Here is a 22,716-nt window from a genome sequence, read left to right as displayed (position 1 = left end):
GGAGAGGGGGAGAATCTTCACATCGATAGTCTTCCTTCTACATCTGACAATCAAGCAATTTGGTCTCCAGCCCCCGGATTCATTCCAACGCGCAGACTGACTGACGGGAGTAAATCTCAAATCTCAAATCTCAAATCGGCTGACTCCAATACCGTACCGCGCCTAAAATTAGGAGATTTTGAGACGAATTGTTATTTTTTGTAATATTATGGAGTGGAGCACTCATAATTTATCAAAAATATGGAACCCGCAGCAGTTCTCGGCATTTCACTGGGCGTGTGTCTGGTGGCAATCACCGGATTCTCGATCTACACGGCTTTCGGCCCCCCCTCTAAGGAATTGAGAGATCCTTTTGAAGAACACGAAGATTAGGAAGAAGTCAGTAGTCATTAGTCAGCAGTCATTAGTCAGATTAATGCCCCATGCCCTCTCCCCCTCTCCCCCTCTCTCCCTCTCCCCCTCTCTCCCTCTCCCCTCTCTCCCTCTCCCCTCTCCCCCTCTCCCCCTCTCTCCCTCTCCCCCTCTCTACCTAGTAGATATTCTTCTATTGGTGGGAAGGGAGTGATTCAGTGGGCCGATCGCCACTCGCCTCCGGGTCAATGCTATATTTTTCAGAAATACAGTAAATCTATATTTCATTTAAGCTAAAAATTATTAGGTTTCAAGCAGAAAGCATCATGGGCAATACCTTTGGGCATTTATTTCGGATATCGACATTTGGGGAATCTCACGGAGGCGGTGTGGGAGTAGTAATTGACGGTTGCCCTCCCCTAGTGTCGATCGACGCATCGGAAATTCAAGCAGAACTCGATCGCCGCCGCCCCGGCCAAAGCAAAATTACCACGCCCCGCAAAGAAGCAGATACCTGCGAAATTCTGTCGGGGGTGTTTGAAGGCAAAACTTTGGGAACGCCGATCGCAATTTTAGTCCGCAATCAAGACACTCGCCCCCAAGATTACGGCGAAATGGCGACTACCTACCGCCCTTCCCACGCTGATGCTACCTACGATGCCAAGTACGGAATTCGTAACTGGCAAGGCGGAGGTCGATCGTCCGCGAGAGAGACAATTGGTAGAGTAGCAGCAGGCGCGATCGCTAAAAAAATTCTCAAACAAGCAGCAGGAGTCGAAATAGTCGGCTACGTCAAACGCATCAAAGACTTAGAATGTGTCGCCGACCCGGACACTGTTACCTTAGAACAAGTAGAAAGCAATATAGTCCGCTGTCCAGATCCTGAATGCGCCGAAAGAATGATTGAACTGATCGAAAAAGTTCGCGACAGCGGAGATTCGATCGGCGGTGTAGTCGAATGCGTCGCCCGCAACGTACCCAAAGGCCTGGGAATGCCGGTATTCGACAAACTCGAAGCCGATTTGGCCAAAGCCATCATGTCCTTGCCCGCCAGCAAAGGCTTTGAAATTGGTTCGGGCTTTGCAGGGACTCTGCTCAAGGGCAGCGAACACAATGATGAATACTATACTGATGACAAGGGTGCAATTCGTACAGTGACGAATCGCTCTGGCGGAATTCAGGGTGGCATTGCTAACGGTGAAAATATCATTTTGCGGGCGGCTTTCAAGCCAACTGCGACAATTCGCCAGCAGCAGCGCACAGTTACCCGAGAAGGCGAAGAAACGCTGCTGGCTGCCAAAGGACGGCACGACCCTTGCGTTTTGCCTAGAGCTGTGCCAATGGTGGAAGCGATGGTAGCTTTAGTGTTGTGCGACCACCTGCTGCGCCATCACGGACAATGTGGAACCTTAAAGTCTGAATTTTAAAATGGAAATCAGCTTGTCCTCTGTAGCGGCAACTCCCGTTGATTGCCCTCAACCCTCCGAATCAATAAAAGGTATAGATGATTTTGTCGTACAGTTCTGGGGCGTGCGGGGCAGTGTTCCGACACCCGGACAGGAAACTGTTCGCTACGGCGGCAATACTTCTTGTTTGGAAATGCGAGTGGCTGGCAAACGCTTGATTTTTGACGGCGGAACAGGCTTGCGGATGCTGGGAGACCAGTTGGTGCAAGAAATGCCGGTGCAAGCTTATATGTTTTTTACTCACTATCACTGGGATCACATTCAAGGGTTCCCGCTGTTCGCCCCAGCTTTTATCCGCGGCAATAGCTTTGATATTTACGGGGCGACTCCGCCGGATGGAGATTGCATGAAAAGGCACTTCGTCGAACGGGTGCTGCACTCGAATTCCCCGGTGCCGCTGATGGGTTTGCAGGCAGATTTGAATTTCTACGAACTCAATCACAACCAGACGATGATGCTGGACGATATTGAGATTAGGACGGGTTCTCTAAATCATCCGAATACTGCTATGGGATATCGGGTGACTTGGCAGGGACGATCTGTTGTTTATTGTTCGGATACTGAACATTTTCCCGATCGGCTAGATGAGAATGTCTATAATTTAGCCCTCGATGCTGATGTGCTGATTTACGACGCGATGTACACAGACGAGGAATATCACAACCCCAAGTCTCCGAAGGTGGGTTGGGGACACTCGACTTGGCAGGAAGCCGTGAGAATGGCTAAGGAAGCCCGGGTGAAACGAGTGGTAATTTTTCACCACGATCCTGCTCACACAGACGATTTTCTCGATCGCATCGCCGAAGACGTGCAAATCGCTTTTCCGAAGGCTGTCATGGCCCGCGAGGGTCTTATTTTGCCGATCGGCTTCTGAAGATTCGCCCTTGTGAGCTCGATCGAACCATCAACCGATCGAACCATAATTTTTATGTGAATATGTGGCTCTGGTCTCGCGCCCAGAGCCACAACTTTTTTTAATTTGCGGCAAACTCTTAACTGCATGGTATAATTCTTGCTTGTTAAGTTTTTAGGCAAAGTTTTTAAGGTTTTTTTTAGTGTTCAACCGCGTCCGCCAGACGCCAAGACGTAAGATAATTGGAGGATTGCCAAGGGTGAAAAGGAGACAGTTTTGAATGTCAACAAACACGGCGAGGCGAGGAGATCGGACGCCTGAGTGCTAGTCTGATGCCAGTAGACTTCCAGAAGCCTTGTTACAGATTAATTATTAAGGACAAAAACTGAAGTTATAGCTCTGATCGAATAAAAGCGCGATCGGTTTTTTCGGATCGTGAATATTGACAACTCTCAAAAGCTAATAGCTTTTAGGTACAAACTGAGAAAATTTTCAGCAGTCAATTTCACTAAAAAGAAAGAGACCATCGCTCTTGGGTTTGGCAGTAGCTGCGGCAAGCGAATGTTATGACTTGACTATCAAAATGGGAAATTTACGTTTTAGATCTTCAGCACATCAATACAGATGGATTGCATTAGGCAGTTTTGCTGTAATTATGGGTATTTCAGGCGCCCTGGCCTACCGCCTCGCCCCGCCCCCCGGATTCATGGCTCAAGGCACTCTCACTTCTAATAATCCGCCAGTCAAATTTTCGAGTACGGGCACGACAATTCTCAAGCAGGGAGAGCAACTGACTCCAGATGTTCTGCTGGCAGATAATGTTGTCAAAGCAGTGGCCGATGCAGTTAAGCTGTCGCCCCAGCAAGTTCGACAAAATGCTAGCGTCAAGATTTCCAAGCCGGAACAACCGCTAGAGATTGCTGTTGGGTATCGATCGCTCGATCGGGAGCAAGCAATCCAAACGGTGGATATGTTGATGAAGGGCATGGTTGAAAAAAGCCGCCTGATTAACAGATATCGGTGGCAATCCGTCAATCAGTCGCTCAACCAACGCTTGGCACAAGTCACTCAAGACCTCAAACAAGCTCAGCAAAAACTCGACCAATACGAAAGAGAACGCGCTCGCCTGTTGCAGCAAATGAAGCTTCAGCAAGACTTTTACAACAAAACTCAGCTTGCAATGGCGGATACGCAAGCTTCGGAAAAAGAAATGGTCAGCAGTTTAGCCGCCGCTACAGTGCCGCAAATTGTGGCGACGCCCACGAGCGATCCGACTGTGCCTCTGATTTTGGGAATTGGCTTACTGTTGGCGATTTTGGTCAGCCGCGGTTTGATTCCTTCGGTGGCGGATTGGAGGTACAAAGCAGCTTTTCAGCGAGAAGAGAGCGATCGGCTCCAAAGTGCTTTGTACCGACTGATCAAAGAAGGCCGCGGCGAAATCACTCTGGTGCGGTTTGCGATGGAGACGCGGCTGTCCCCGGATGTCGCTCAGCGTTTTTTGAACGAACAAGCCGAAGTCTTTAATGCCAATTGCGAAATTAAAGACGACGGCAGCATCTTGTATCACTTCCACATTTAAAGGGCTGCGGGCGATCGCGCTCCACAGAAGACTTTAGCCGATCGGGCCATCGCTGCTCGATCGGCTTGCCTTTTTGGTAATAAGACTTAGATCGAGTCCGGTCGATCGACCATCCCGGTCTCGGTCTGCGCGGGTTTACTGGCTCTGTAACTTGTACTAGAGATTTTGGTGAACCCGCCGACGCGAGCTTAATTGCGGTGATTTTACCGGAGATGATATTACGCTCATCAACATGGTTTCTGAGCTTGTAGGGTGCGTCAGGGTTCAAAATTGCTCGATCGACAAAGGTGTTGACGATCCTAGATCGCCCGAAGATTCTGCAAGTTGCGTCCAAGACTGTCTAAAAAATCAAGACTGTCTAAAAAATATTTTATTTTTGTGTTGCTCTCGCTTAAATATATGTCTAATTATAAAGAATCAGTAAATTTACGGTTGTTTTTTACCTGCGTTAGCGGATCGACCGCTAATTTGTGGTTAAATATCTCTTAGGAGGTGTCTCACCTCCGTATAAATGCTTTAGTCTAGATCCATTACTTGTTGAGGGAAGTTATGTAGTTTCACATCAGAAACTTCATGAGGCAAGAGCCTGAAATCACACTCCCCTACAGAAATCCTACGTTTTCATTTTGAACTTTTGCAATCACCTAGAGGCAAGACAATGATTTTTGGAATAATTTGTTCTTTTTTCGTAGCTTACTTTTTGCTAATGTCGGTTGCTAATTACGGCGACACTGGAATGTAGACCTGTTAAGGCGCTCGTGCAGCGAGACATCAGGCAGCAGGCAAAAAAAAAGCAGTTTGAAAACTTCGATTAAGTCTCAGCCTGGGCTGTGTCTGTCGTGCCCGCTCTGGCAGGAAAATGGATGGATGAAGGAGTCGTTAAGTACCGCTGTGACTGGGAAGAGGCAGACCCTGTAGCTGCCGGGAACATAGCAGATTTGATGGACTGGCGCGATCGGCTCCACTCTTGGGGATTAATTGGCGTCTACGAAAATGGCATCGGGTTTGGGAACGTCAGCGTCAGGCTCGGCAATTCTTGCCAATTCGTGATTTCGGGAACCCAAACTGCACACTTGCGGGTTCTGGGGCCAGAATCCTACTGTACTGTTACCGAATTTAACTTAGAACAAAATTTCCTCGGCTGCCGGGGCCCCGTACAAGCTTCGTCGGAGTCGCTGACTCACGGGGCCCTGTACCTTCAGAGAGATGATGTGGGCGGGATAATTCACGTCCACAACCCTCAACTATGGCAGCAACTGCTGTTTAAGATTCCTACTACTAGAAAAGAAATACCTTACGGCACTCCCCAGATGGCGTTAGAAATGTCTAGACTTTTTGAGGAGGAGAATTTGGCGGAGCGCAAAATTCTGGCGATGGCCGGTCACGAGGACGGAATTATCTGTTTTGGCAGCACCTTGGACGAAGCTGGGAAAGTTCTTTCTGCTGCGATCTGTTAGACGTGATATCTGGCACTATTGTCAAAAAAAAGCTCAGAAACCTGGTTGAGTGACAAAAAATCTAGGATTTTAGGTGGGTCTGCGGCAAGAAACTAAAGTGATGACGCGGGTGCCTGATGTGAGTTAAACTGAGCTTTACCGTTGACCTCTAGCCGATCGAGCGATCGACCTAGCCTCACGGGTTCCAAAATTTTAAAGTGCCTCTTGCCTCTGCGGTAAGGGAAAGATATTTTTAAAGAGGACTAACTAAATCAAACATTACTTAGACATCGCCGGACAATCTGATACAATAAAACAAGAGTTGAGGAAAACACTCTTGTCAGGTACGTCCCATCCTCATAATCGTCGTCCATCCTTGGAGTCAACGAAAGAACTCTCCGACGTTGGGAAGAAAGCCCGTGAAAAATCCAAAAGATTCTTGCCTTATTGGAACGAGTCTTCTCATGAGATGTCCGAATGGTTGTCATTCCCCACAAAGAGCGAGTGGCAAGATTCGGCTTTGACGAATTCAAATGGAAGAGCGAGCAAAACCGGTGTAAACTCGTGGTACCGGGCGAAACAAACCTTAGTCCAGAACAAGAAATGGTTGAAGACGTGCTTACAGTCCTCCACTGCTTTAGTAGATTGTACTACCGGCGAAAGTATAAATCTCAAATCAAAGAAGCTCAGGATTTACCCCAGTCAGGAATTAAATAAAATTTGGCGTAAATGGCTAGCAGCCTGTCGTTATTGTTTTAACCAAGCAATAGCAATGCAGCGAAAAAAGCGCTTAAGCAAGCTGGAATTACGAAACTCAGTAATGCGAGGTGATTTACCAGAATGGGTAAAAGAAACGCCTTGTCATATCAGGCAGAATGCTATTTTTGATGCTCACAGAGCTTTCAAAGCCAGTAAAGACGCCAAGTTTCGTAGCATCAGAGATTACTCTCAAGCCATCAAATTTAACAATACAAATTTCACCAAAGGCACTTGGTATTCTTCCTTAACAAAAGGATTAACCTTCAAAGCTTCTGAGGTGATTCCTGAGTGCAGTCAAGGTACTCACTTATTGTACTGCAAGGGTCGTTGGTTTGCGGTGTCAAGAGTGCCAGTTACTGTGCAGCCTACCTTAGCAACGGGAATTATTGCATTAGATCCTGGCGTGAGGACATTTATGACCGGATTTGATGGCAATAAATTTATTGAGTTGGGAGGGGGTGACATGGGACGAATCGCTCGTCTATGTCAACACTTAGATAACTTAATGAGCCGAATATCTCAAGCCACCAAACAGCGCAGAAAACGCATGAGGAAAGCGGCTCATCGCATGAGAATACACATTCGTAATTTAGTAGACGAATGCCAAAAACAAACCGCTTGCTATTTAACTAGCAACTATCGGGTTATATTTCTTCCTACTTTTGAGTCTTCCCAAATGGTAGCCAAGGCACGAAGAAAGATTCGTTCAAAAACTGCTAGAGCAATGTTGACTTGGGCACATTACAGATTCAAGCAAACCATCAAACATCAGGCAAACATCAGAAACGCCAGCGTGATTGATGTCACTGAAGAATACACATCTAAAACTTGTACCCATTGCGGTCATGTACATCAAAAGTTAGGTGGTTCTAAAGTCTTTACTTGTCCAGAATGTGGCTACTCAATCCCACGGGATTATAATGGTGCTTTTGGTATTTTACTGAAAGCTTTGCGGGATACCGCCTCTATCTCCTATGCAGGCGATAGTGCTATCGTTACTTTGTCCGGTAATAGCCGGGTAAGTGTCGCGTAAATGTATCAGAAACAAACTATATAGCAAAAGCTGAGAGTCATCGTGAATCAAACTAAACTTGTAAGCTCAAAAGAATTGCAATCAGAGGTATCTCGTCTTACTGAAGAGCTGCAAATGCGCGACCAATTGGTGCAGCAGTTGTCTCAAGAACTTTTCAGGCTGGTGAAGGGAAATTCTAATTTTGTGCCGGCACCGGAAGTTTCCGATCGCCACCAAGCTCAAATGCAGGCAATGCGTGAACAACTGCAAGCTGTTGAGGAACAGGTGAGTTTTTATCAGGAACAAATCGCGGAGCGGGATGCTGAGGTTTACCAACTGCGGCAGTCGGTGCAAGAATTGACCGATCGCTCTCGGATGCTGGAACAGGTGGTTCAGGAATTGCCAGGGGTTTACCGCCAGAAGTTTGCCGAGCGGATCGAGCCGATTAAGGAAAAATTGGATCAACTGCAAAAGGAAAACCGCCAACTGCACACTGAGTTGCAAAGCGTAACTTACCGTCTCGCTGTGCGGAGCCGCAAGGCTAAGGGCCTGGATCTGCCGAGCGTGGATGCTGAGGACGATCGGGGCATTCAAATGCCGAGCTTTGGCAATGTCTAAGGTTTTGATTGTGGCGGATGCCCAAAAAGGCCCGGCGGAATCTCTGTTGCTGGCGATCGCTCAATCTAACCCTTTAACGGAAGTCAATATCTGTGGGGTTTCTGAACTCTATTCTGGCGCGCTCGCTCCGGGCGGGGCGATCGTTTGTCCTTTGACGCTCGATCTGCCGTCCGATCTGGTTTTTCCGGGTCAAGATGTGTATCGATTTTGTGGCAATGTTTCGGCTGCGCGCGATCGAGTGTCCCAGGAGCTGCTTTTTCCCGTCGGCGATGGCAATTTTTGGCTGCCTGTGGTGTTGACGGCAAAGGGGCCGCTGTATGCTGAGGCGATCGGTGGGGAAGCTGACAAGCAGTCTGGCGAGTTGAGTTACTCTCAACCGGTGCATTTGTCGGATGTTTGGCGGCAGCAGTTGTACGAGTTGGCTTACCGCTTGCTAAATCTTTTAAATGCGCCGCCGGCGACTTATTTGATGCAGTTCGGGTTTGTAGGGGAAAGGATTTGTTTCGATCGACTTTGGCCTTTTCCGGCTGCACCTGCGATCGCTTCTGTCGGCGTTCAAGTGCCGGATTTATTTGTCTGTCATTGGTTTTGCTTGACAAATAAACCTATTTATGATATGCAAATTTGCTCGGCGGTTACTTGAAGTCTATGGGAAATTTGAGATTTGAGATTTCAGATCGGGAGATGATTTTAATCAAGCAACTAAAGCGACAGTTTCAGGGGAGATAATTTGGTCGAAACTGTCGAAGATTTCAAAGAGTTGGTCGAGTTGAGTAATTTCAAATATTAGCCTGACTGTTGCTGAGAGGTTGCAGATGACGAAGCGGCATCCCCGGTGGCGGGCGGCGTTGAGTCCGCCGACTAAGGCGCAGATCCCGGAACTGTCGATGAAATCTACGTCGGCCATGTCAATTACCCAGAGTTTGTGGCGATCGGGCGCAATTTCTGCTAGCTGTTGTTGGAGGAGGCTGCCGGCTTGGGAGTCGAGGCAGTTTTGAGGCTGGAGGACGATGTGTTGGTTGAAGTTGGCAAATTCCATAGCAGTTATCCTACGATTGTAAAGTATGAATAAGTGAGTTCAGTTGCTGATTCTGTTGAAAGAATCAGGGGATTTCAGCTAAGGTTTGACGAAGGGCGATCGCCCTTGTGGGCATCGGTGGGGATAGCCGTGGTGATAAATTTAGCAGGAAAACTCGAAGGGCGATCGCGCGGAACGCAACCGCAACAATTCTCTATTAATCTAGTATGCCTGAAAGGCTAATTTTTAGGTTAGCCAGCGATCGCGAGTTTAGTGTGTTCTTCATCACAGCGAAAGATTGCACTATTGGCTGAATCGAGCCAATATATAAATGTATTGAGCTTTGCAAAAGTTTACGAAGGCAGTATCGAATGTCTTTTGAGTTTTTATCGTTAGAGACTATTCAGCAGTTGGCGCGCGATTACGGCTACTGGGCAGTATTTCTGGGAATTTTGCTGGAAAATCTGGGAGTTCCTCTTCCAGGCGAAACAATGACAATTGCTGGCGGGTTTTTAGCTGGCAGCGGGGAACTGAATTACTGGTTTGTGCTCGGCAGTGCGATCGCCGGTGCGACTGTGGGCGGAAACCTTGGTTATGCGATCGGCAGGTACGGCGGCTGGCCGCTGCTGCTGAATCTGGGAAAATTTTTCCGCTTTCGGGAAGAACAACTGTTTGACTTAAAAGAACAGTTTAGCAAAAATGCAGCTAAAGCCGTATTTTTAGGTCGTTTCATTGCACTGCTGCGAATTTTTGCTAGCCCCCTAGCGGGTATTGCCGAAATGCCTTTTTGGAAATTTTCGCTGTTCAACATTCTGGGTGCTGCCAGTTGGGCATCTGTAATGGTAAGTTTATCCTACTTCTTGGGACAAGTTGTGTCTTTAGAGAAGTTGGTAGCTTGGGCGACTCAATTTGCGGTAGTTGCTTTGCTGTTAGCAGTTGCTGGGATTGCAATTCCTATTTGGTTGGAGTCGCGGAGTTTGGACAAGACTAAGTAAGATTGGTGGTTAGACTTTTTGCAAGACTTCTGGATTTTCTGTTTTTAACCGCAGATGAACGCAAATGAACGCAGATTTTATCTATTTTTGCAAAAAGTCTAATTATTGCCGATCGCCTATTAATAAGTCAGGACTTCAGTCCTCATAATCATCAATTTTGTAGTGAATAATTCAGTCCTCATAATCATCAATTTTGTAGTGAATAATTCAGTCATAACTAGCGAAACTATAAGCCAATAAGGACTTTAGTCCTTACTGCAAAGCGCTTTTGTTATGGTAATTTACAGAACATCATATCACATTACTCAGGACAGATAAGAGAAATTTGCAGATGATAGATCGCTATCAACTATGCAAGAATATGTATTAATCGGTCAACTACGGATGAATGTGGATTCCTACCGTCGGGATGTGGCCGGAGGTTGGGGTTTTTCTTTCTACGGTGAGGGGGAATGTCTAGAGTTGGCTAGTATCAATTTTCAGTGTCCAATCTCTGCTTTGTATGAGGATGTTCCTGGATTGAGTTAAATCGCACTTCACAAACTCGATCGCCCATTCGTAAAAGAGTGCTGTTAACAAATGAGAGGAGAGGAAGTGCGATCGCAATTATTTGGCGTTTGTGCTGAAATGCGATTGATTACTAAAATCCAAACGCTTTAGCAATCAATGGTAGTATATTATTCCACTCTTCTGCCAGTTTTGCTGCGGCTGGTAAACCAACTATAATTCCTTTGAGCATTGTAGTTGCTTTCTTAGCAAGCTTCTTCATTTCTCCTTCAGTAGGATTTTTACCAGCTTCCGCTATAATTTTGATTTGCTCTGAAGCTTCCTCCCTGTCATCATCATTCAAGTTTGGCTCGGCTTCGATTGCGTCTTGGAGTTGGATCAGCAACTCTTTGATTCCGGGTCGATCGGCTTCAGAAGATGAAGGTAACTCGTTGATGATGTTTGATACATTTCCGCTAGCATTACCTCCTATAAAATTGCCTGTAAAACTTCCTCCAACATAATTTTTTGATTGTTCTTCCATGATTTTCTCCTAGTTGAATTGACGATTGATGTTGAATGTAATTTTAAAGGTGGATCAACAAAGCATCACCTTCATCTCTTATTTGATACTTTTCCGCCAGCATCACCCCCTATGAAATTACCTTCAAAATTTCCTTCTATTCGGATAGATCGATCGCTTGAATAGACTACATAACTACCTTCTGCATTACTTTCCATGAATTTGTATAAGACGTAAACTACTTTTTCTAATCCTTTCATATCGGTGGTCACAAATATTGGCAAAGGAGAACCGGAATTCAGGTATAACTTAAGACCGTATTTTTCGGGCCAAAAACTATTTAAAATTAAGCAAATAATTGCTACTACTGCTATAATTATTCCTGCTGCTCTCATCTCATTCTTAAAATAATTAGCTACAACAAGTCCAATGACAAAAAATCCCAAAATCCATTGGAATGGCAATTTGTAGGTCTTAACCCGGGATATGCCAAAACCTGTAACGTTGCGAAATTGATATATCTCTGAACCAAATTTAACTGTGTTTTTGGTAATATATATCTGGGTGTCATCCCAAATAGGTCTGTCAGTATTTTGTGGTGATATGTTATTTGCAGCCATCATTCCCCCTTTCAAAAAAACTGTGAACCCACCAGCTAATAAGAATTAATCCTATCCCTCCATAAATGAACTCCTTGGGACTGCTGATGAGTGCTATTGATATTGACATCCCTGTGTAGTTAGAAGTATAATAGCGACTTAATATCAGCTTCAACAGTGAGAAAAAGTAATAAAAAAGTAATCAAAAAGTAAGATTAGCTCCCTGTTGCGGTATAATCTTTGCTAATCCTACCTTAACGCTCCGCTAGTAAGGGACTTTGACACATGACTGTTGACGAAGCCATAGAGATCGCAGAAACAGCCCTCAACTACGATCGCCTCAACAAGATTCAAGAGATAGTGTTTCGTCAATCCTGGGAAGGACAGTCTTATAAAGAAATTGCAGCCAGCACTGAATATGAATATGATTATATCAAAGATGCTGGTGCTAAACTATGGAAACTACTTTCAACAGCACTAGAAGAAAAAGTTAAAAAAGATAATCTCAAATCAGTCTTAAAGCGATATTTGCGGCGAAGTCAAGTGAATTTACAGCGAAATCTGACGATCGAAGTTAATCTCAGCGGCGCAAATCTCAGCGGCGCCAACTTAAGTGGAGCTAGATTATTTGCAAATTTAAATGAAGCTGAGTATGGTCAAGCTGATTTAGATAAAATAATAACCTCTGACAGTGAAACTGAATTATCTGACTCGGAAAATGAAATAAACTGGAACGGTTTTTGCTTCCACTCCGACGCACAAGTGAAAATTGCCGAAATACTCGATCGCACTTCCACTCTCTTCATCCCCAACTCCCAACTCCGACTCACAACACCGGAAGGGCGACAGAATCTCCAAGCTGACTTTCTGATATTCCACCAAAACAAGTTAGGAATGCTGAAAATTGACAGCGAATCATCGCATAAAAACGAAACAGAAGATGAAATGTGCGGGCTTTTCATAGATTCTGGCATCTGTCTTGTCAAGCATTACGATGCTACCCGATGCAGCGAACAACCGGATCTAGTTGTGCAGGAGTTTTTGGAAATATTGAGTCAGGCGTAGGAAAGTTTTAACTCTGCTTTTAACTGTTGTAAGTCTATTGTTTCTCCCGTCTGGGCTTGTTCGATGCCCGATCGCAAATCAGCCATAAATTCGCGATCGGAGAGAATTTCTATAGTTTCTAACAGAGATTCAAATTGTTTAAAACTGAGCGCGACGATCGCCGGTTTCCCATCCTTAGTGATGATAGCTGGCTCTGCTGCTAAGTCATCCGGCCACTTGGGCATTTCTTGTTGCGCTTCTGTAATTGTCAAATATTTTGGCATATTTGCAGGGTTGAAGTTTTATCCTTATTATAGCACCGTTAATCCAGCACAATATCTTAGTTAGCAACCATTTAACAAATAAGGTGGGCAATGCCCACCCTACTCTTAGTCCGCGAAGGCGGACTTTGTTTGTGTAGCCCCGAATTCGATTCGGTGGGTTAACATCGGGTTTTTCGCCCGAATTTCACACAAGTTCTAACCCCTATTTTTCTCCGACCAAATGCGAGTTGGCAGTCCCCAAACGTAGACAAATCCTTCGGCAGCTTTGTGGTCGAATTCGTCCTCAGCGCCGTAGGTTGCTAAGTCGAAACTGTACAGGGAATTTTCGGATTTGCGGCCGACAATTGTGGCATTTCCTTTGAACAGTTTGAGCCGCACGGTTCCAGTTACTCGCTTTTGCGTGTCCTGAATAAATGCGTCTAAAGCTGTTTTTAAAGGGTTGTACCAAAGGCCGTTGTAAATCATTTGGCTGTAAGTTTCTTCGATGCCCCGCTTGTATCGCGTGACATCTGCTGTCAGCGTCAAACTTTCTAAGTCCCGGTGCGCGTGCATCAAAACTAAAATCGCCGGTGTTTCGTAAATTTCCCGCGATTTAATTCCGACTAAGCGGTTTTCAATCATGTCGATGCGCCCGACTCCGTGATTTCCAACTATTTCGTTGAGTTGGGAAATTAAGGCGACTGGTGATAACTCTTTGCCGTTCAAACTGACAGGATTTCCGAACTCGAAACCGATTTCAATATATTCGGGTGTGTCGGGAGTTTGTTCGATCGCCTTTGTCATCAAATAAACTTCCTCCGGCGGTTCCGCCCAAGGATCTTCGAGGATTCCGGCTTCAATTGCCATTCCCAATAAGTTGCGATCGATGCTGTAAGGAGAAGATTTTTTCACGGGCGACGGAATGCCGCATTTCTCGCCGTATGCGATCGTTTCTTCGCGGCTCATTTTCCACTCCCGCGCCGGTGCTAAAATCTTAATCTTGGGATTGAGCGCGCCGATCGACACATCGAACCGCACCTGATCGTTTCCTTTACCCGTACAACCGTGGGCGATCGCATCTGCACCGTATTTTTCCGCAGCTTCTACTAACAATTTAGCAATCAGCGGGCGCGCCAGCGCCGTAGAAAGAGGATACCGATTTTCGTAAAGTGCGTTAGCTTGAATCGCTGGAAACGCATAGTCTTTGACAAATTCCTCGGTAGCATCAATAACTAAAGATTCCGAAGCACCGGATGCTAAAGCTTTTTTGCGGATCGGTTCTAATTCGTCTCCCTGTCCCAAATCCGCAGCCAGAGTAATTACCTCTTCCACACCCCACTCGTTTTTGAGGTAAGGAATGCAGACGGAGGTATCGACTCCGCCGGAATATGCTAGGACAACTTTTTTAGCGCGACTCATGGGCATTTACATCCTGAATTTAACTGACATTTTGCACTATTGTCACCAAGCTTTTTAGGGCGGGCAAGATGCCCACCCCACAATAAAATTTAATTTGTGTGGAACAGGCATCTTGCCTGTTCTGGAGAATGGTGTAAGATGCTCATCCACAAAAAAATGTCATTTTTGTGGAACAGGCATCTTGCCTGTTCTGGAGAATGGTGCAAGATGTGATATTTAACCAACTTTGTATTATGCACCTAATTGAGATCGATTCTTGTCAGAAATAGTACAGATTTATATATTCTTTTTTTGCTAAACTTTGCTATTTTGCGGAGGAGTTGCTGCGAAAAATCTGTTACCGTGGGATACGGTAACTGTGGCAATGGGGAAAAGGCGTGTTTTTGAGTGTTGTGATTCCGACGTACAATCGTCAACCGATTTTGGCAAAATGTCTGCTGGCTTTGGAAAATCAGCAGTTCGGTGAGATTGTCAGAGAGTATGAAGTAATTGTCGTGGACGACGGCTCGACTGACGGGACGCTGGAGTGGTTGGCTGCAGATGCGGACTTGTTGCCTCACGTGCGATCGATCTCGCAATGTCACCAAGGCCCCGCCGCTGCCCGGAATTTGGGCGTTGAAGATGCTAAGGGCGATACGATTATTTTTATTGACAGCGATTTGGTGGTAACGGAGCATTTTTTGCAAGCACACGCAGATGCTTTGCTACAGGGTTACAAAGATACTGATGCGGTTTTTACTTACGGAAACGTGATTAATACTTGCAATTTCGACAATCCTACTTCGGAACCTTACAAAATAACGGATTTTTCGGCGGCTTATTTTGCTACGGGAAATGTGGCCATCGCCCGCCACTGGCTGCTGGCTGCTGGACTGTTTGACACTCGCTTTCAACTGTATGGATGGGAAGATTTAGAATTGGGTGTCAGGTTGAAAAAACTAGGTTTGAAACTGATTAAATGTCCGGCTGCTGTCGGCTATCACTGGCATCCACCTTTTAGTTTAGAGCAAATTCCGGGCATGATTGACCGAGAAATTCAGCGCGGGAGAATGGGAGTTTTGTTTTATAAAAAACACCCGACTTGGGAAGTGCGGATGATGATTCAAATGACGGTTTTGCACCAAATACTGTGGGGAGTTTTATCTCTGGGCGGGATACTGAACGAGCGGACGATGACACCTTTTTTGCAGTGGTTGATTGACCGAGGCAAGCCCCAGTTAGCTTTAGAAATAGCTCGAATTTTTCTGAATTGGTATAATGTGAAAGCCGTGTACGGGGCTTGCGATGAATTGCAGGCTGATACAAAAATGCCATAGGTCAGCCCGATCGCGCCAACAAAACATAAGATATTTTAGGAGCTTGTCAGGGCAGGTTTAGTTGCCGTTTAGAGTAAGTATATCTACTGAAAAAATACAACGCCGAGCAACCCGGCAATGCAGGCGAAACCGGGTTCTAAACACTATAAAAGTTTTACGTTTAATGAAACTTGCCTGCTGAGCCAGTGATTTGAGGAAGATGGGCTGTTTTATCGAGCGACTGCGATAAATTGAGCCGCAAAATTTTTAACGGTGCAAACATTTTTGATACAATTAATAGAGATATAGGAGGTGTGCTATGTTGGCGATCGATCTGAAGGTTACGCTGCCATTGCCTGAAAGGGAGGCTGAGGGTCTGATTTATGCTGACATAGCTAATAAAAGCATCGCATACAGTCGATCGTGGCTCGCCAGAGATCGAAAAACAGGATGCGGACCTGATTGAAACTTGTATTGCTCACATCCGCGCAATAAATTAACCTCTCCCCAATACTCTTGCTGCTGCAAGCTAAGAACTCTACGTACAAACAGTTGTGGGATTTAATGAATTTAAAAAATGATTTAAAAAATAATACTTTGAGGGGGTATGTTGTGAATGAATCTGACAAAAAATACGCAAAAATACAAACACTGGCATCTGAAAGCGCTGGTTTAAAACAAAACATTTTAATGGTTGACGACCACCCAGAAAGCTTGCGCCTTTTATCCCAGTTTTTGTCTAAACCGGGATATAAAGTGCGGCCGACACGGGATGCCAAACTGGCTCTCAACTTTGCTCTATCGAGTCCACCGGATTTGATTTTGCTGGACATCATGATGCCCGGTATGGATGGCTATCAAGTCTGCGAACAGCTAAAAGCTTGTTCGGAAACCAAAGATATTCCTGTGATTTTTATCAGCTCTTTAAATGAAGTATTTGATAAAGTCAAAGCTTTTTCGGTGGGGGCGGTAGACTACATTACTAAACCGTTTCAAATAGAAGAAGTGGTGGCTCGCGTCGAAAATCAACTGCTGCTCAGTCGTCTTTCTAAGCAAATAGTAGCACAAACTGCGCGACTGGAAGCAGAAATAGAAGAACGCAAGCGGGTCGAAGCAGAACTCCGAGACAGCCAACGCTGGCTGTCTGCTGTAATTCAAACAAATCCTAATCTTTTGTACGTTTACGATGTGATAGAACAACGAAATGTCTATCTCAACCGCGAAATATATAGCGATATCGGCTACACCATTGAAGAAATACAGCAGATGGCAGGAGCATTTATTCCTAACTTAATACACGCTGACGATTTGCCTGCTTTCTCAGAACATATCAGCAGAATTGAGACAGCAGAAGACGGTGAAAGCTTTGATTTTGAGTGCAGAATCAAGCACAAAAACGGTGATTATCGCTGGTTTTTGAGCCGGGATACCGTGTTTGCCAGAACAGCGGATGGCAAACCTTGGAAAATTCTGGGAACTGTTACTGAAATTAGCGATCGCAAACAAGCAGAAATTGAACTGAAAACAGCTTTAGCTGCTTTGGAACGGCAAATTAAGCAAAGATTTCTACTCGAAACAATTACTCTGGAAATTCGCTACAGCTTAAATCAGGATCAAGTTTTTCAAACAGCGACTGCCCAAATTGGTCGAATTTTTAATGCTGATTGCTGCTTGGTTCACACCTACACCGACCACCCGAATCCCCGCATTTCTTGTGTTGGTCAGTACAGAAAATATGAATCACAATCGTTTTTTGATGTAGAAATTCCCGTGCACGGCAATCCTCACGCTCAGTTTGTGTTGTCCCAAGATAAAGCTGTAGTTTCTGACGATGTTTTTGCCGAACCGCTGCTAAAAGATGTCAGAGATTTGTGCTGTCAAATAGGTTTGAAGTCGATGATTTCCGTTCGCACTTCTTACCAAGGAAAAGCCAACGGAATGATGTGCTTGCACCAGTACGATCGCGCCCGCCACTGGACGCAAGATGAGATCGGATTATTCAAAGCTGTGGCGGCACAAATGGGAATTGCGATCGCTCAAGCCAATCTTCTCGAACAAGATAAGCAGCAGCGACTTAAACTTCAACAAAGCGAAGCTAGTCTAGCAGCAGCTCAGAAAATTGCCCATATCGGCAGTTGGGAATTTGACGTAATTTTGAATAAATTTACCTGGTCATCAGAAGTTTTTCGCCTTTTTAGTCTCGATCCAGCTATCCCTGAACCGACATACTTCCAAATTTTGGAGATGTATCATCCCGACGACAGAGAGCTTTTTGACGAAACGATAAACCGGGCTATCTCACAAGGAACTCCCTACAAAATTGAATTGCGAATTTTGCATCCCAGCGGTCATATCCGATATGTGGAGATCAGGGGAGAAGCTGTTTGTAGCGAAAGTGGAGAAGTAATCCAACTGTTGGGAACAGTAATGGATATTACTGAACGCAAACAAGCAGAAGCAGCTTTACGGATTAGCGAAGAACGTTTTTATCTGGCATTTGAAGGCTGTGCTATGGGATTGTGGGATTGGAATGTGCAGACGGGAGAAGTATATTTTAGTTCGCGGTGGAAGACGATGTTGGGGTATGAAGTGGAGGAGATAGAAGATAGTTTTCAAGCATGGGAAAGACTGGTACATCCAGAGGATTTGCTACAGGCTAAAGCAGCGATACAAGCTCACTTTCAAGGAAAAACTTCGCTCTACGAAGTGGAATTTCGGATGCTGACAAAATCCGGCGAGTGGAAGTGGATTTTGGCTCAAGCGAAGGTGATGGAGCGCGATCATTCGGGAAATCCTCTGCGGATGACGGGCACGCACATCGATATGAGCGATCGCAAACAAGCAGAAGTAGCTTTGCAATTTAGCGAACTACGAGAACGGGAAAAAGCGCAACAGTTAGAACAAACTCTGGAATACTTAAAAAAGGCTCAATCCCAGCTCATTCAAGCCGAAAAAATGTCAAGTATCGGGCAAATGGTAGCGGGAGTTGCCCACGAAATTAATAACCCGGTTAACTTTATTTACGGCAATATTATTCCCGCCTCACAGTACGCTCGCGATTTGATAAAATTGATCGCTCTCTACCAGCAACACTATCCCGAACCAGTTCCTGCAATTGCCCAAGAATTGGCAGAAGTAGAGGTGGATTTTATCGCTGACGATTTCCCGAAAATCATGGCTTCCATGCAAGAAGGTGCTAACCGAATTAAGCAGATCGTGCTGTCTTTGCGAAACTTTTCGAGACTCGACGAAAAAGAGCGCAAAGTAATCGACATTCATGAAGGGATAGAGAGCACTTTGGTGATTTTGCAACACCGATTCCAGTCACAGGCAAAACGTGGGGAAATTCAAGTTATTAAAAATTACGGCGAACTGCCAAAAGTCGAGTGTTATCCGGCTCAATTAAACCAGGTATTTATGAATTTGCTGTTGAATGCGATCGACGCTGTGGAAGAGTCATCAGCAAATTGTACTTGCAAAGTTAACCAGATTCGCATTGTTACTGAAGTCAGCAGCAAAAATCAAGTCTGCGTGCGGATTGCCGACAGCGGGCCCGGTATCTGTCCCGAGGTTCAGTCAAGGATGTTTGACCCGTTTTTTACTACAAAACCGATCGGCAGTGGCACTGGTTTGGGGTTGTCGATTAGTTACCAAATTGTGAAAGACACGCACGGCGGTAAGTTGGGGTGTTATTCAGAAGTTGGCCGGGGAACAGAATTTGCGATCGAACTTCCGATTTCGCAAAAGTTGAAAATTAACAGTTAGGATAAGCTGTTATATCATCTGCGGTAAATTAACCATAATTCTTGTAGCGGCGGGTTCACCAACAATCTATAATATAAACCAGAGAAGAGGGTAAACCCGCCCCGACCGGAAGACTGCTCATGATAGTTGACTGTTGACTGTTGACTGTTGAATCGGGGTCGAAAAACTGAATGGTTGAGTGTTAACTGTTGACTGTTGACTGTTGACTGTTGAATCGGGGTCGAAAAACTGAATGGTTGAGTGTTGACTGTTGAGTGTTGACTGTTGACTGTTGAATCGGGGTCGAAAAACTGAATGGTTGAGTGTTAACTGTTGACTCGATTTTATGATTCCGATGCCACCGGAAACGATATCAAAACCTATTGTAGGGTGCGTAATAACCTGACATTTTCACCAGTATTTCACCAGTATTTCATAAAAACGGTCTGTGATTTAGTTTAATCTCATGCTAAACATGATATAATAAAAAGTTAGCCTTTTGAGGCTCCAGACGTTGGGCTGCTAAAATTAGTAGTGAATATTACAGTTGCTATTATACAAACTCTGTCAACATACGTCTGGTGTAGCGTCTACCACATTTTAACTGAATTATGACTGACTCAATTCGCTTCCTCATGTGCGCTCCCGACCACTACGATGTGGATTACGTAATTAACCCTTGGATGGAGGGCAACGTACACAAATCATCGCGCGATCGCGCCGTCGAACAGTGGGAAAAACTTTACCACGTCCTCAAAGACAACGCCGTTGTAGACCTCGTACCGCCAGAAAAAGGCTGGCCGGATATGGTTTTCACCGCTAACGCAGGCTTGCTTTTGGGCAATACTTTCGTCCTCAGCCGTTTCTATCACAAAGAACGCCAAGGCGAAGAACCCTATTTCAAAGCATGGTTTGAAAACAAAGGTTTCACCGTTCACGAACTGCCGAAAGACTTGCCGTTTGAGGGCGCTGGCGATGCTTTGCTCGATCGCGAAGGACGCTGGTTGTGGGCAGGATACGGCTTCCGTTCCGAACTCGACTCGCACCCCTTACTAGCAAAATGGCTCAACATTGAAGTGCTTTCGCTGCGTTTAGTTGACGAACGTTTTTATCACCTAGACACCTGTTTTTGTCCCCTAACAGGCGGCTATTTGCTCTACTATCCAGCCGCATTTGACTCCTACTCCAACCGCTTAATTGAAATGCGAGTTGCGCCGGAAAAACGCATTGCCATTGAAGAAGCAGATGCCGCCAATTTTGCCTGCAATGCCGTCAATATTGACAAAATTGTGGTAATGAACAAGGTCAGCGAAGCCTTGAAAACGCGCATCACTAAGGCCGGTTTCAAAGTAATTGAAACGCCGTTGAGCGAATTTCTGAAAGCAGGCGGTGCTGCTAAGTGTTTGACGCTCAGGGTAACGGAACCGCTGCAAGAAGATCGATCGGCAAACGTGATGGTAGAAAGCCGCACAATTCGCATGGACGGCCACCTGCTCGATGCCGGTTTAATCAGTCGCGCTTTAGACTTAATTATTGAAAACGGCGGCAGTTTCCAAGTGCTCAACTTCAATTTAGGAGAGCAGCGGCAAAGCACATCATCTGCAGACGTTAAAGTTTCGGCTCCTTCCCACGATGTGATGGAAGAAATCATGGGACTGCTGATTGACTTGGGTGCAGTACCTCCGCCGCAAGAGATTTGCGACGCTATTTTAGAACCGGTAGTGCAAGATGGCGTCGGCCCGGACGATTTTTATGTGAGTACGATTTATCCCACGGAAGTGCGGGTAAATAACCAGTGGGTGAAGGTACAAAATCAGCGGATGGACGGTGCAGTTGCTATTACAGAAACTGCTGATGGCCCAGTGGCTAAATGCAAATTATTGCGCGATTTAAAAGTAGGAGAAAAAGTAGTTGTTGATGTGGTCGGCATCCGCACCATCCGCAAAACAGAATCGCGGGAACAGCGCAATTCTCAAGAATTCAGCTTTATGTCGGGCAGCGTTTCTAGCGAACGCCGCGTCGAATTGGTGGTGGAACAAGTAGCGTGGGAATTGCGCCAAATTCGCGATCGCGGTGGCAAAGTTGTAGTTACGGCGGGGCCTGTGGTCATCCACACCGGCGGTGGCGAACATTTAGCGCATTTGATTCGCGAAGGTTACGTGCAAGCGCTGTTAGGTGGAAATGCGATCGCGGTTCACGACATGGAACAATCGAGCATGGGAACCTCTTTAGGGGTGGACATGAAACGCGGCGTAGCTGTGCGCGGCGGACACCGACATCACCTGAAAATAATTAACACTGTGCGGCGTTACGGGAGTATTGCAAAAGCTGTTGAAGCAGGGCTGGTTACTAACGGTGTGATGTACGAGTGCGTGAAGCATAATATACCCTTTTCTCTTGCAGGTTCGATCCGCGATGACGGGCCGCTTCCTGACACGCAAATGGATTTAGTTAAGGCTCAAGAAGAATATACTGAGCTGTTACGAGGTGCTGATATGGTTTTAATGCTGTCGTCTATGCTGCACTCAATTGGTGTGGGAAATATGACGCCGGCGGGTGTGAAGATGGTCTGTGTGGACATTAATCCGGCGGTGGTGACGAAATTGAGTGATCGGGGTTCGATCGAATCTACTGGAGTTGTTACCGATGTGGGATTGTTCCTAAGTTTGTTGGTGAATCAATTGGATAAATTGACCAGCCGCCATCATGTAGCTCAATCTGTTTAGATGTAGCTAGTAGACATCTGCCATAATTATTGTGGAACAGGCATCCTGCCTGTTCAAGACAGGCAATTCTTGCGATGTTTAGTAGGGTGCGTCAGATTTGAGATTTTCAAGTTGTACGGAAAGCATATTTCTGACGCACCGTTTGGCGAGGTGCGTCAGTTTTGAGATTGTTGATTTGCATCAGAAATAATCTTACCTGACGCACCCTACATTAACTCATTGGACAGCAGAAGACCTGGAAGGAGGAGACGAAGAATATATATAGTCATTTCAAATAAGTATGAGACATTTTTCATGCACAATAAGCACGAATAACTTCATCAAGAGATGTGCCAGGAGACGCATACATTTTAGCTCTCTTTAATGCACTAAAATCATGCTCAATATCATTTAAGTCGGGAGAGTATTTTGGTAAAAATATTATCTGATGACCTGCCGACTCAACCAATAGTCGTAGAAGTTCACGGGGTTAGCGTGGCAGAAGAGAAGGAGGAATCCGACCAGAACGAGTACTCAAGACAGATTCAGTC

The 22,716-nt window shown here is 45.5% G+C and carries 22 protein-coding genes and 2 pseudogenes; 17 read left to right on the top strand and 7 right to left on the bottom strand.

The annotated features are described in order from the left end of the window. The 5 genes from QUA56_RS33275 to QUA56_RS33255 all read left to right on the top strand — a co-directional run. Positions 1-204, top strand: a 204-nt coding sequence (locus QUA56_RS33275; protein WP_333367282.1) for a hypothetical protein, incomplete at its 5' end; no start/stop codon positions are given. Positions 205-240: 36 nt separating this feature from the next. Then, entirely contained in the window at positions 241-372 is a 132-nt protein-coding gene (gene psbN / locus QUA56_RS33270) for a photosystem II reaction center protein PsbN (RefSeq protein WP_006633693.1), read from the top strand. Positions 373-677: 305 nt separating this feature from the next. Next, complete coding sequence (aroC, locus tag QUA56_RS33265) at positions 678-1,778, top strand: chorismate synthase (RefSeq protein WP_333367279.1); 1,101 nt, start codon at positions 678-680, stop codon at positions 1,776-1,778. A 1-nt stretch (position 1,779) separates the two neighbouring features. Then, entirely contained in the window at positions 1,780-2,691 is a 912-nt protein-coding gene (locus QUA56_RS33260; RefSeq protein ID WP_333163148.1) for an MBL fold metallo-hydrolase, read from the top strand. Positions 2,692-3,325: 634 nt separating this feature from the next. Then, entirely contained in the window at positions 3,326-4,249 is a 924-nt protein-coding gene (locus QUA56_RS33255; protein ID WP_333367276.1) for a hypothetical protein, read from the top strand. Here the strand turns inward: QUA56_RS33255 and QUA56_RS33250 are convergent. Beyond that, complete coding sequence (locus QUA56_RS33250; RefSeq protein ID WP_333367274.1) at positions 4,209-4,583, bottom strand: hypothetical protein; 375 nt, start codon at positions 4,581-4,583, stop codon at positions 4,209-4,211. The genes QUA56_RS33255 and QUA56_RS33250 overlap by 41 nt on opposite strands. Before the next feature lie 529 nt (positions 4,584-5,112). Here QUA56_RS33250 and QUA56_RS33245 point away from each other — a divergent pair. The 5 genes and pseudogenes from QUA56_RS33245 (at position 5,113) to QUA56_RS33225 (ending at position 8,717) form a co-directional block, all read left to right on the top strand. Beyond that, positions 5,113-5,706 carry a class II aldolase/adducin family protein gene (locus tag QUA56_RS33245; protein WP_333367287.1) on the top strand — a complete coding sequence of 198 codons (594 nt, stop codon included), beginning with the start codon at positions 5,113-5,115 and terminating at the stop codon, positions 5,704-5,706. Between the two features lie 447 nt (positions 5,707-6,153). Continuing rightward, positions 6,154-6,402: pseudogene (locus QUA56_RS33240) on the top strand (IS607 family transposase); the annotation flags it as partial. Next, the gene (locus QUA56_RS33235; RefSeq protein ID WP_333367285.1) at positions 6,293-7,477 is read left to right on the top strand and encodes a transposase; all 1,185 of its coding nucleotides are present in this window, start codon (positions 6,293-6,295) and stop codon (positions 7,475-7,477) included. The pseudogene QUA56_RS33240 and the gene QUA56_RS33235, both read left to right, overlap by 110 nt. A gap of 42 nt (positions 7,478-7,519) precedes the next feature. Next, positions 7,520-8,074, top strand: a complete 555-nt coding sequence (locus tag QUA56_RS33230) for an Npun_F5560 family protein (RefSeq protein WP_333167530.1) — start codon at positions 7,520-7,522, stop codon at positions 8,072-8,074. Beyond that, positions 8,067-8,717, top strand: coding sequence for a hypothetical protein (locus QUA56_RS33225; RefSeq protein ID WP_333367271.1), 651 nt, complete (start codon positions 8,067-8,069; stop codon positions 8,715-8,717). The genes QUA56_RS33230 and QUA56_RS33225 overlap by 8 nt, the downstream gene beginning before the upstream one ends. A 51-nt stretch (positions 8,718-8,768) precedes the next feature. Here the strand turns inward: QUA56_RS33225 and QUA56_RS33220 are convergent, their stop codons facing one another. Then, the gene (locus QUA56_RS33220) at positions 8,769-9,113 is read right to left on the bottom strand and encodes an STAS domain-containing protein (RefSeq protein ID WP_333367268.1); all 345 of its coding nucleotides are present in this window, start codon (positions 9,111-9,113) and stop codon (positions 8,769-8,771) included. Between the two features lie 33 nt (positions 9,114-9,146). On the opposite strand from QUA56_RS33220, the gene QUA56_RS33215 reads away from it, so the two are divergent. The 3 genes from QUA56_RS33215 (at position 9,147) to QUA56_RS33205 (ending at position 10,615) form a co-directional block, all read left to right on the top strand. Next, the gene (locus QUA56_RS33215) at positions 9,147-9,335 is read left to right on the top strand and encodes a hypothetical protein (protein WP_333367266.1); all 189 of its coding nucleotides are present in this window, start codon (positions 9,147-9,149) and stop codon (positions 9,333-9,335) included. A 128-nt stretch (positions 9,336-9,463) separates the two neighbouring features. After that, the gene (locus QUA56_RS33210; RefSeq protein WP_333367263.1) at positions 9,464-10,087 is read left to right on the top strand and encodes a DedA family protein; all 624 of its coding nucleotides are present in this window, start codon (positions 9,464-9,466) and stop codon (positions 10,085-10,087) included. A 351-nt stretch (positions 10,088-10,438) separates the two neighbouring features. Next, positions 10,439-10,615: a hypothetical protein gene (locus QUA56_RS33205; RefSeq protein WP_333367261.1), complete on the top strand. Its 177-nt coding sequence runs from the start codon at positions 10,439-10,441 to the stop codon at positions 10,613-10,615. 112 nt (positions 10,616-10,727) lie between these two features. Here QUA56_RS33205 and QUA56_RS33200 read toward each other — a convergent pair whose 3' ends face one another. Further along, complete coding sequence (locus QUA56_RS33200) at positions 10,728-11,117, bottom strand: hypothetical protein (RefSeq protein WP_333367258.1); 390 nt, start codon at positions 11,115-11,117, stop codon at positions 10,728-10,730. A 71-nt stretch (positions 11,118-11,188) separates the two neighbouring features. After that, positions 11,189-11,719: a DUF6232 family protein gene (locus QUA56_RS33195; protein ID WP_333367256.1), complete on the bottom strand. Its 531-nt coding sequence runs from the start codon at positions 11,717-11,719 to the stop codon at positions 11,189-11,191. A gap of 261 nt (positions 11,720-11,980) precedes the next feature. Here QUA56_RS33195 and QUA56_RS33190 point away from each other — a divergent pair, with 261 nt between their 5' ends. After that, positions 11,981-12,760, top strand: a complete 780-nt coding sequence (locus QUA56_RS33190) for a pentapeptide repeat-containing protein (RefSeq protein ID WP_333367253.1) — start codon at positions 11,981-11,983, stop codon at positions 12,758-12,760. Here QUA56_RS33190 and QUA56_RS33185 read toward each other — a convergent pair. Together QUA56_RS33185 and QUA56_RS33180 are read right to left on the bottom strand one after the other, a co-directional pair. Then, positions 12,751-13,023, bottom strand: a complete 273-nt coding sequence (locus QUA56_RS33185; protein ID WP_333367250.1) for a type II toxin-antitoxin system Phd/YefM family antitoxin — start codon at positions 13,021-13,023, stop codon at positions 12,751-12,753. The genes QUA56_RS33190 and QUA56_RS33185 overlap by 10 nt on opposite strands. A gap of 195 nt (positions 13,024-13,218) precedes the next feature. Continuing rightward, the gene (locus QUA56_RS33180; protein ID WP_333367247.1) at positions 13,219-14,421 is read right to left on the bottom strand and encodes an argininosuccinate synthase; all 1,203 of its coding nucleotides are present in this window, start codon (positions 14,419-14,421) and stop codon (positions 13,219-13,221) included. 377 nt (positions 14,422-14,798) lie between these two features. On the opposite strand from QUA56_RS33180, the gene QUA56_RS33175 reads away from it, so the two are divergent. From QUA56_RS33175 to argZ, 3 genes are all read left to right on the top strand, one after another. Continuing rightward, positions 14,799-15,737, top strand: a complete 939-nt coding sequence (locus QUA56_RS33175) for a glycosyltransferase family A protein (RefSeq protein ID WP_333367245.1) — start codon at positions 14,799-14,801, stop codon at positions 15,735-15,737. Positions 15,738-16,280: 543 nt separating this feature from the next. Then, the gene (locus QUA56_RS33170) at positions 16,281-19,481 is read left to right on the top strand and encodes a PAS domain-containing protein (RefSeq protein WP_333367242.1); all 3,201 of its coding nucleotides are present in this window, start codon (positions 16,281-16,283) and stop codon (positions 19,479-19,481) included. 590 nt (positions 19,482-20,071) lie between these two features. Then, positions 20,072-22,186 carry a bifunctional arginine dihydrolase/ornithine cyclodeaminase gene (gene argZ / locus QUA56_RS33165; RefSeq protein WP_333367238.1) on the top strand — a complete coding sequence of 705 codons (2,115 nt, stop codon included), beginning with the start codon at positions 20,072-20,074 and terminating at the stop codon, positions 22,184-22,186. Between the two features lie 292 nt (positions 22,187-22,478). On the opposite strand, the pseudogene QUA56_RS33160 reads toward argZ, so the two are convergent. Beyond that, positions 22,479-22,637, bottom strand: a pseudogene (locus tag QUA56_RS33160) (transposase); the annotation flags it as partial. Positions 22,638-22,716 lie beyond the last annotated feature (79 nt).

Origin of the sequence: Microcoleus sp. N3A4 (assembly GCF_036701805.1) — a bacterium.
In the GTDB taxonomy this organism is placed as follows: Bacteria; Cyanobacteriota; Cyanobacteriia; order Cyanobacteriales; family Microcoleaceae; genus Microcoleus.
The sequence above is the reverse complement of the archived record's forward strand: the minus strand, read 5'-3'. Positions and strand labels throughout refer to the sequence as shown.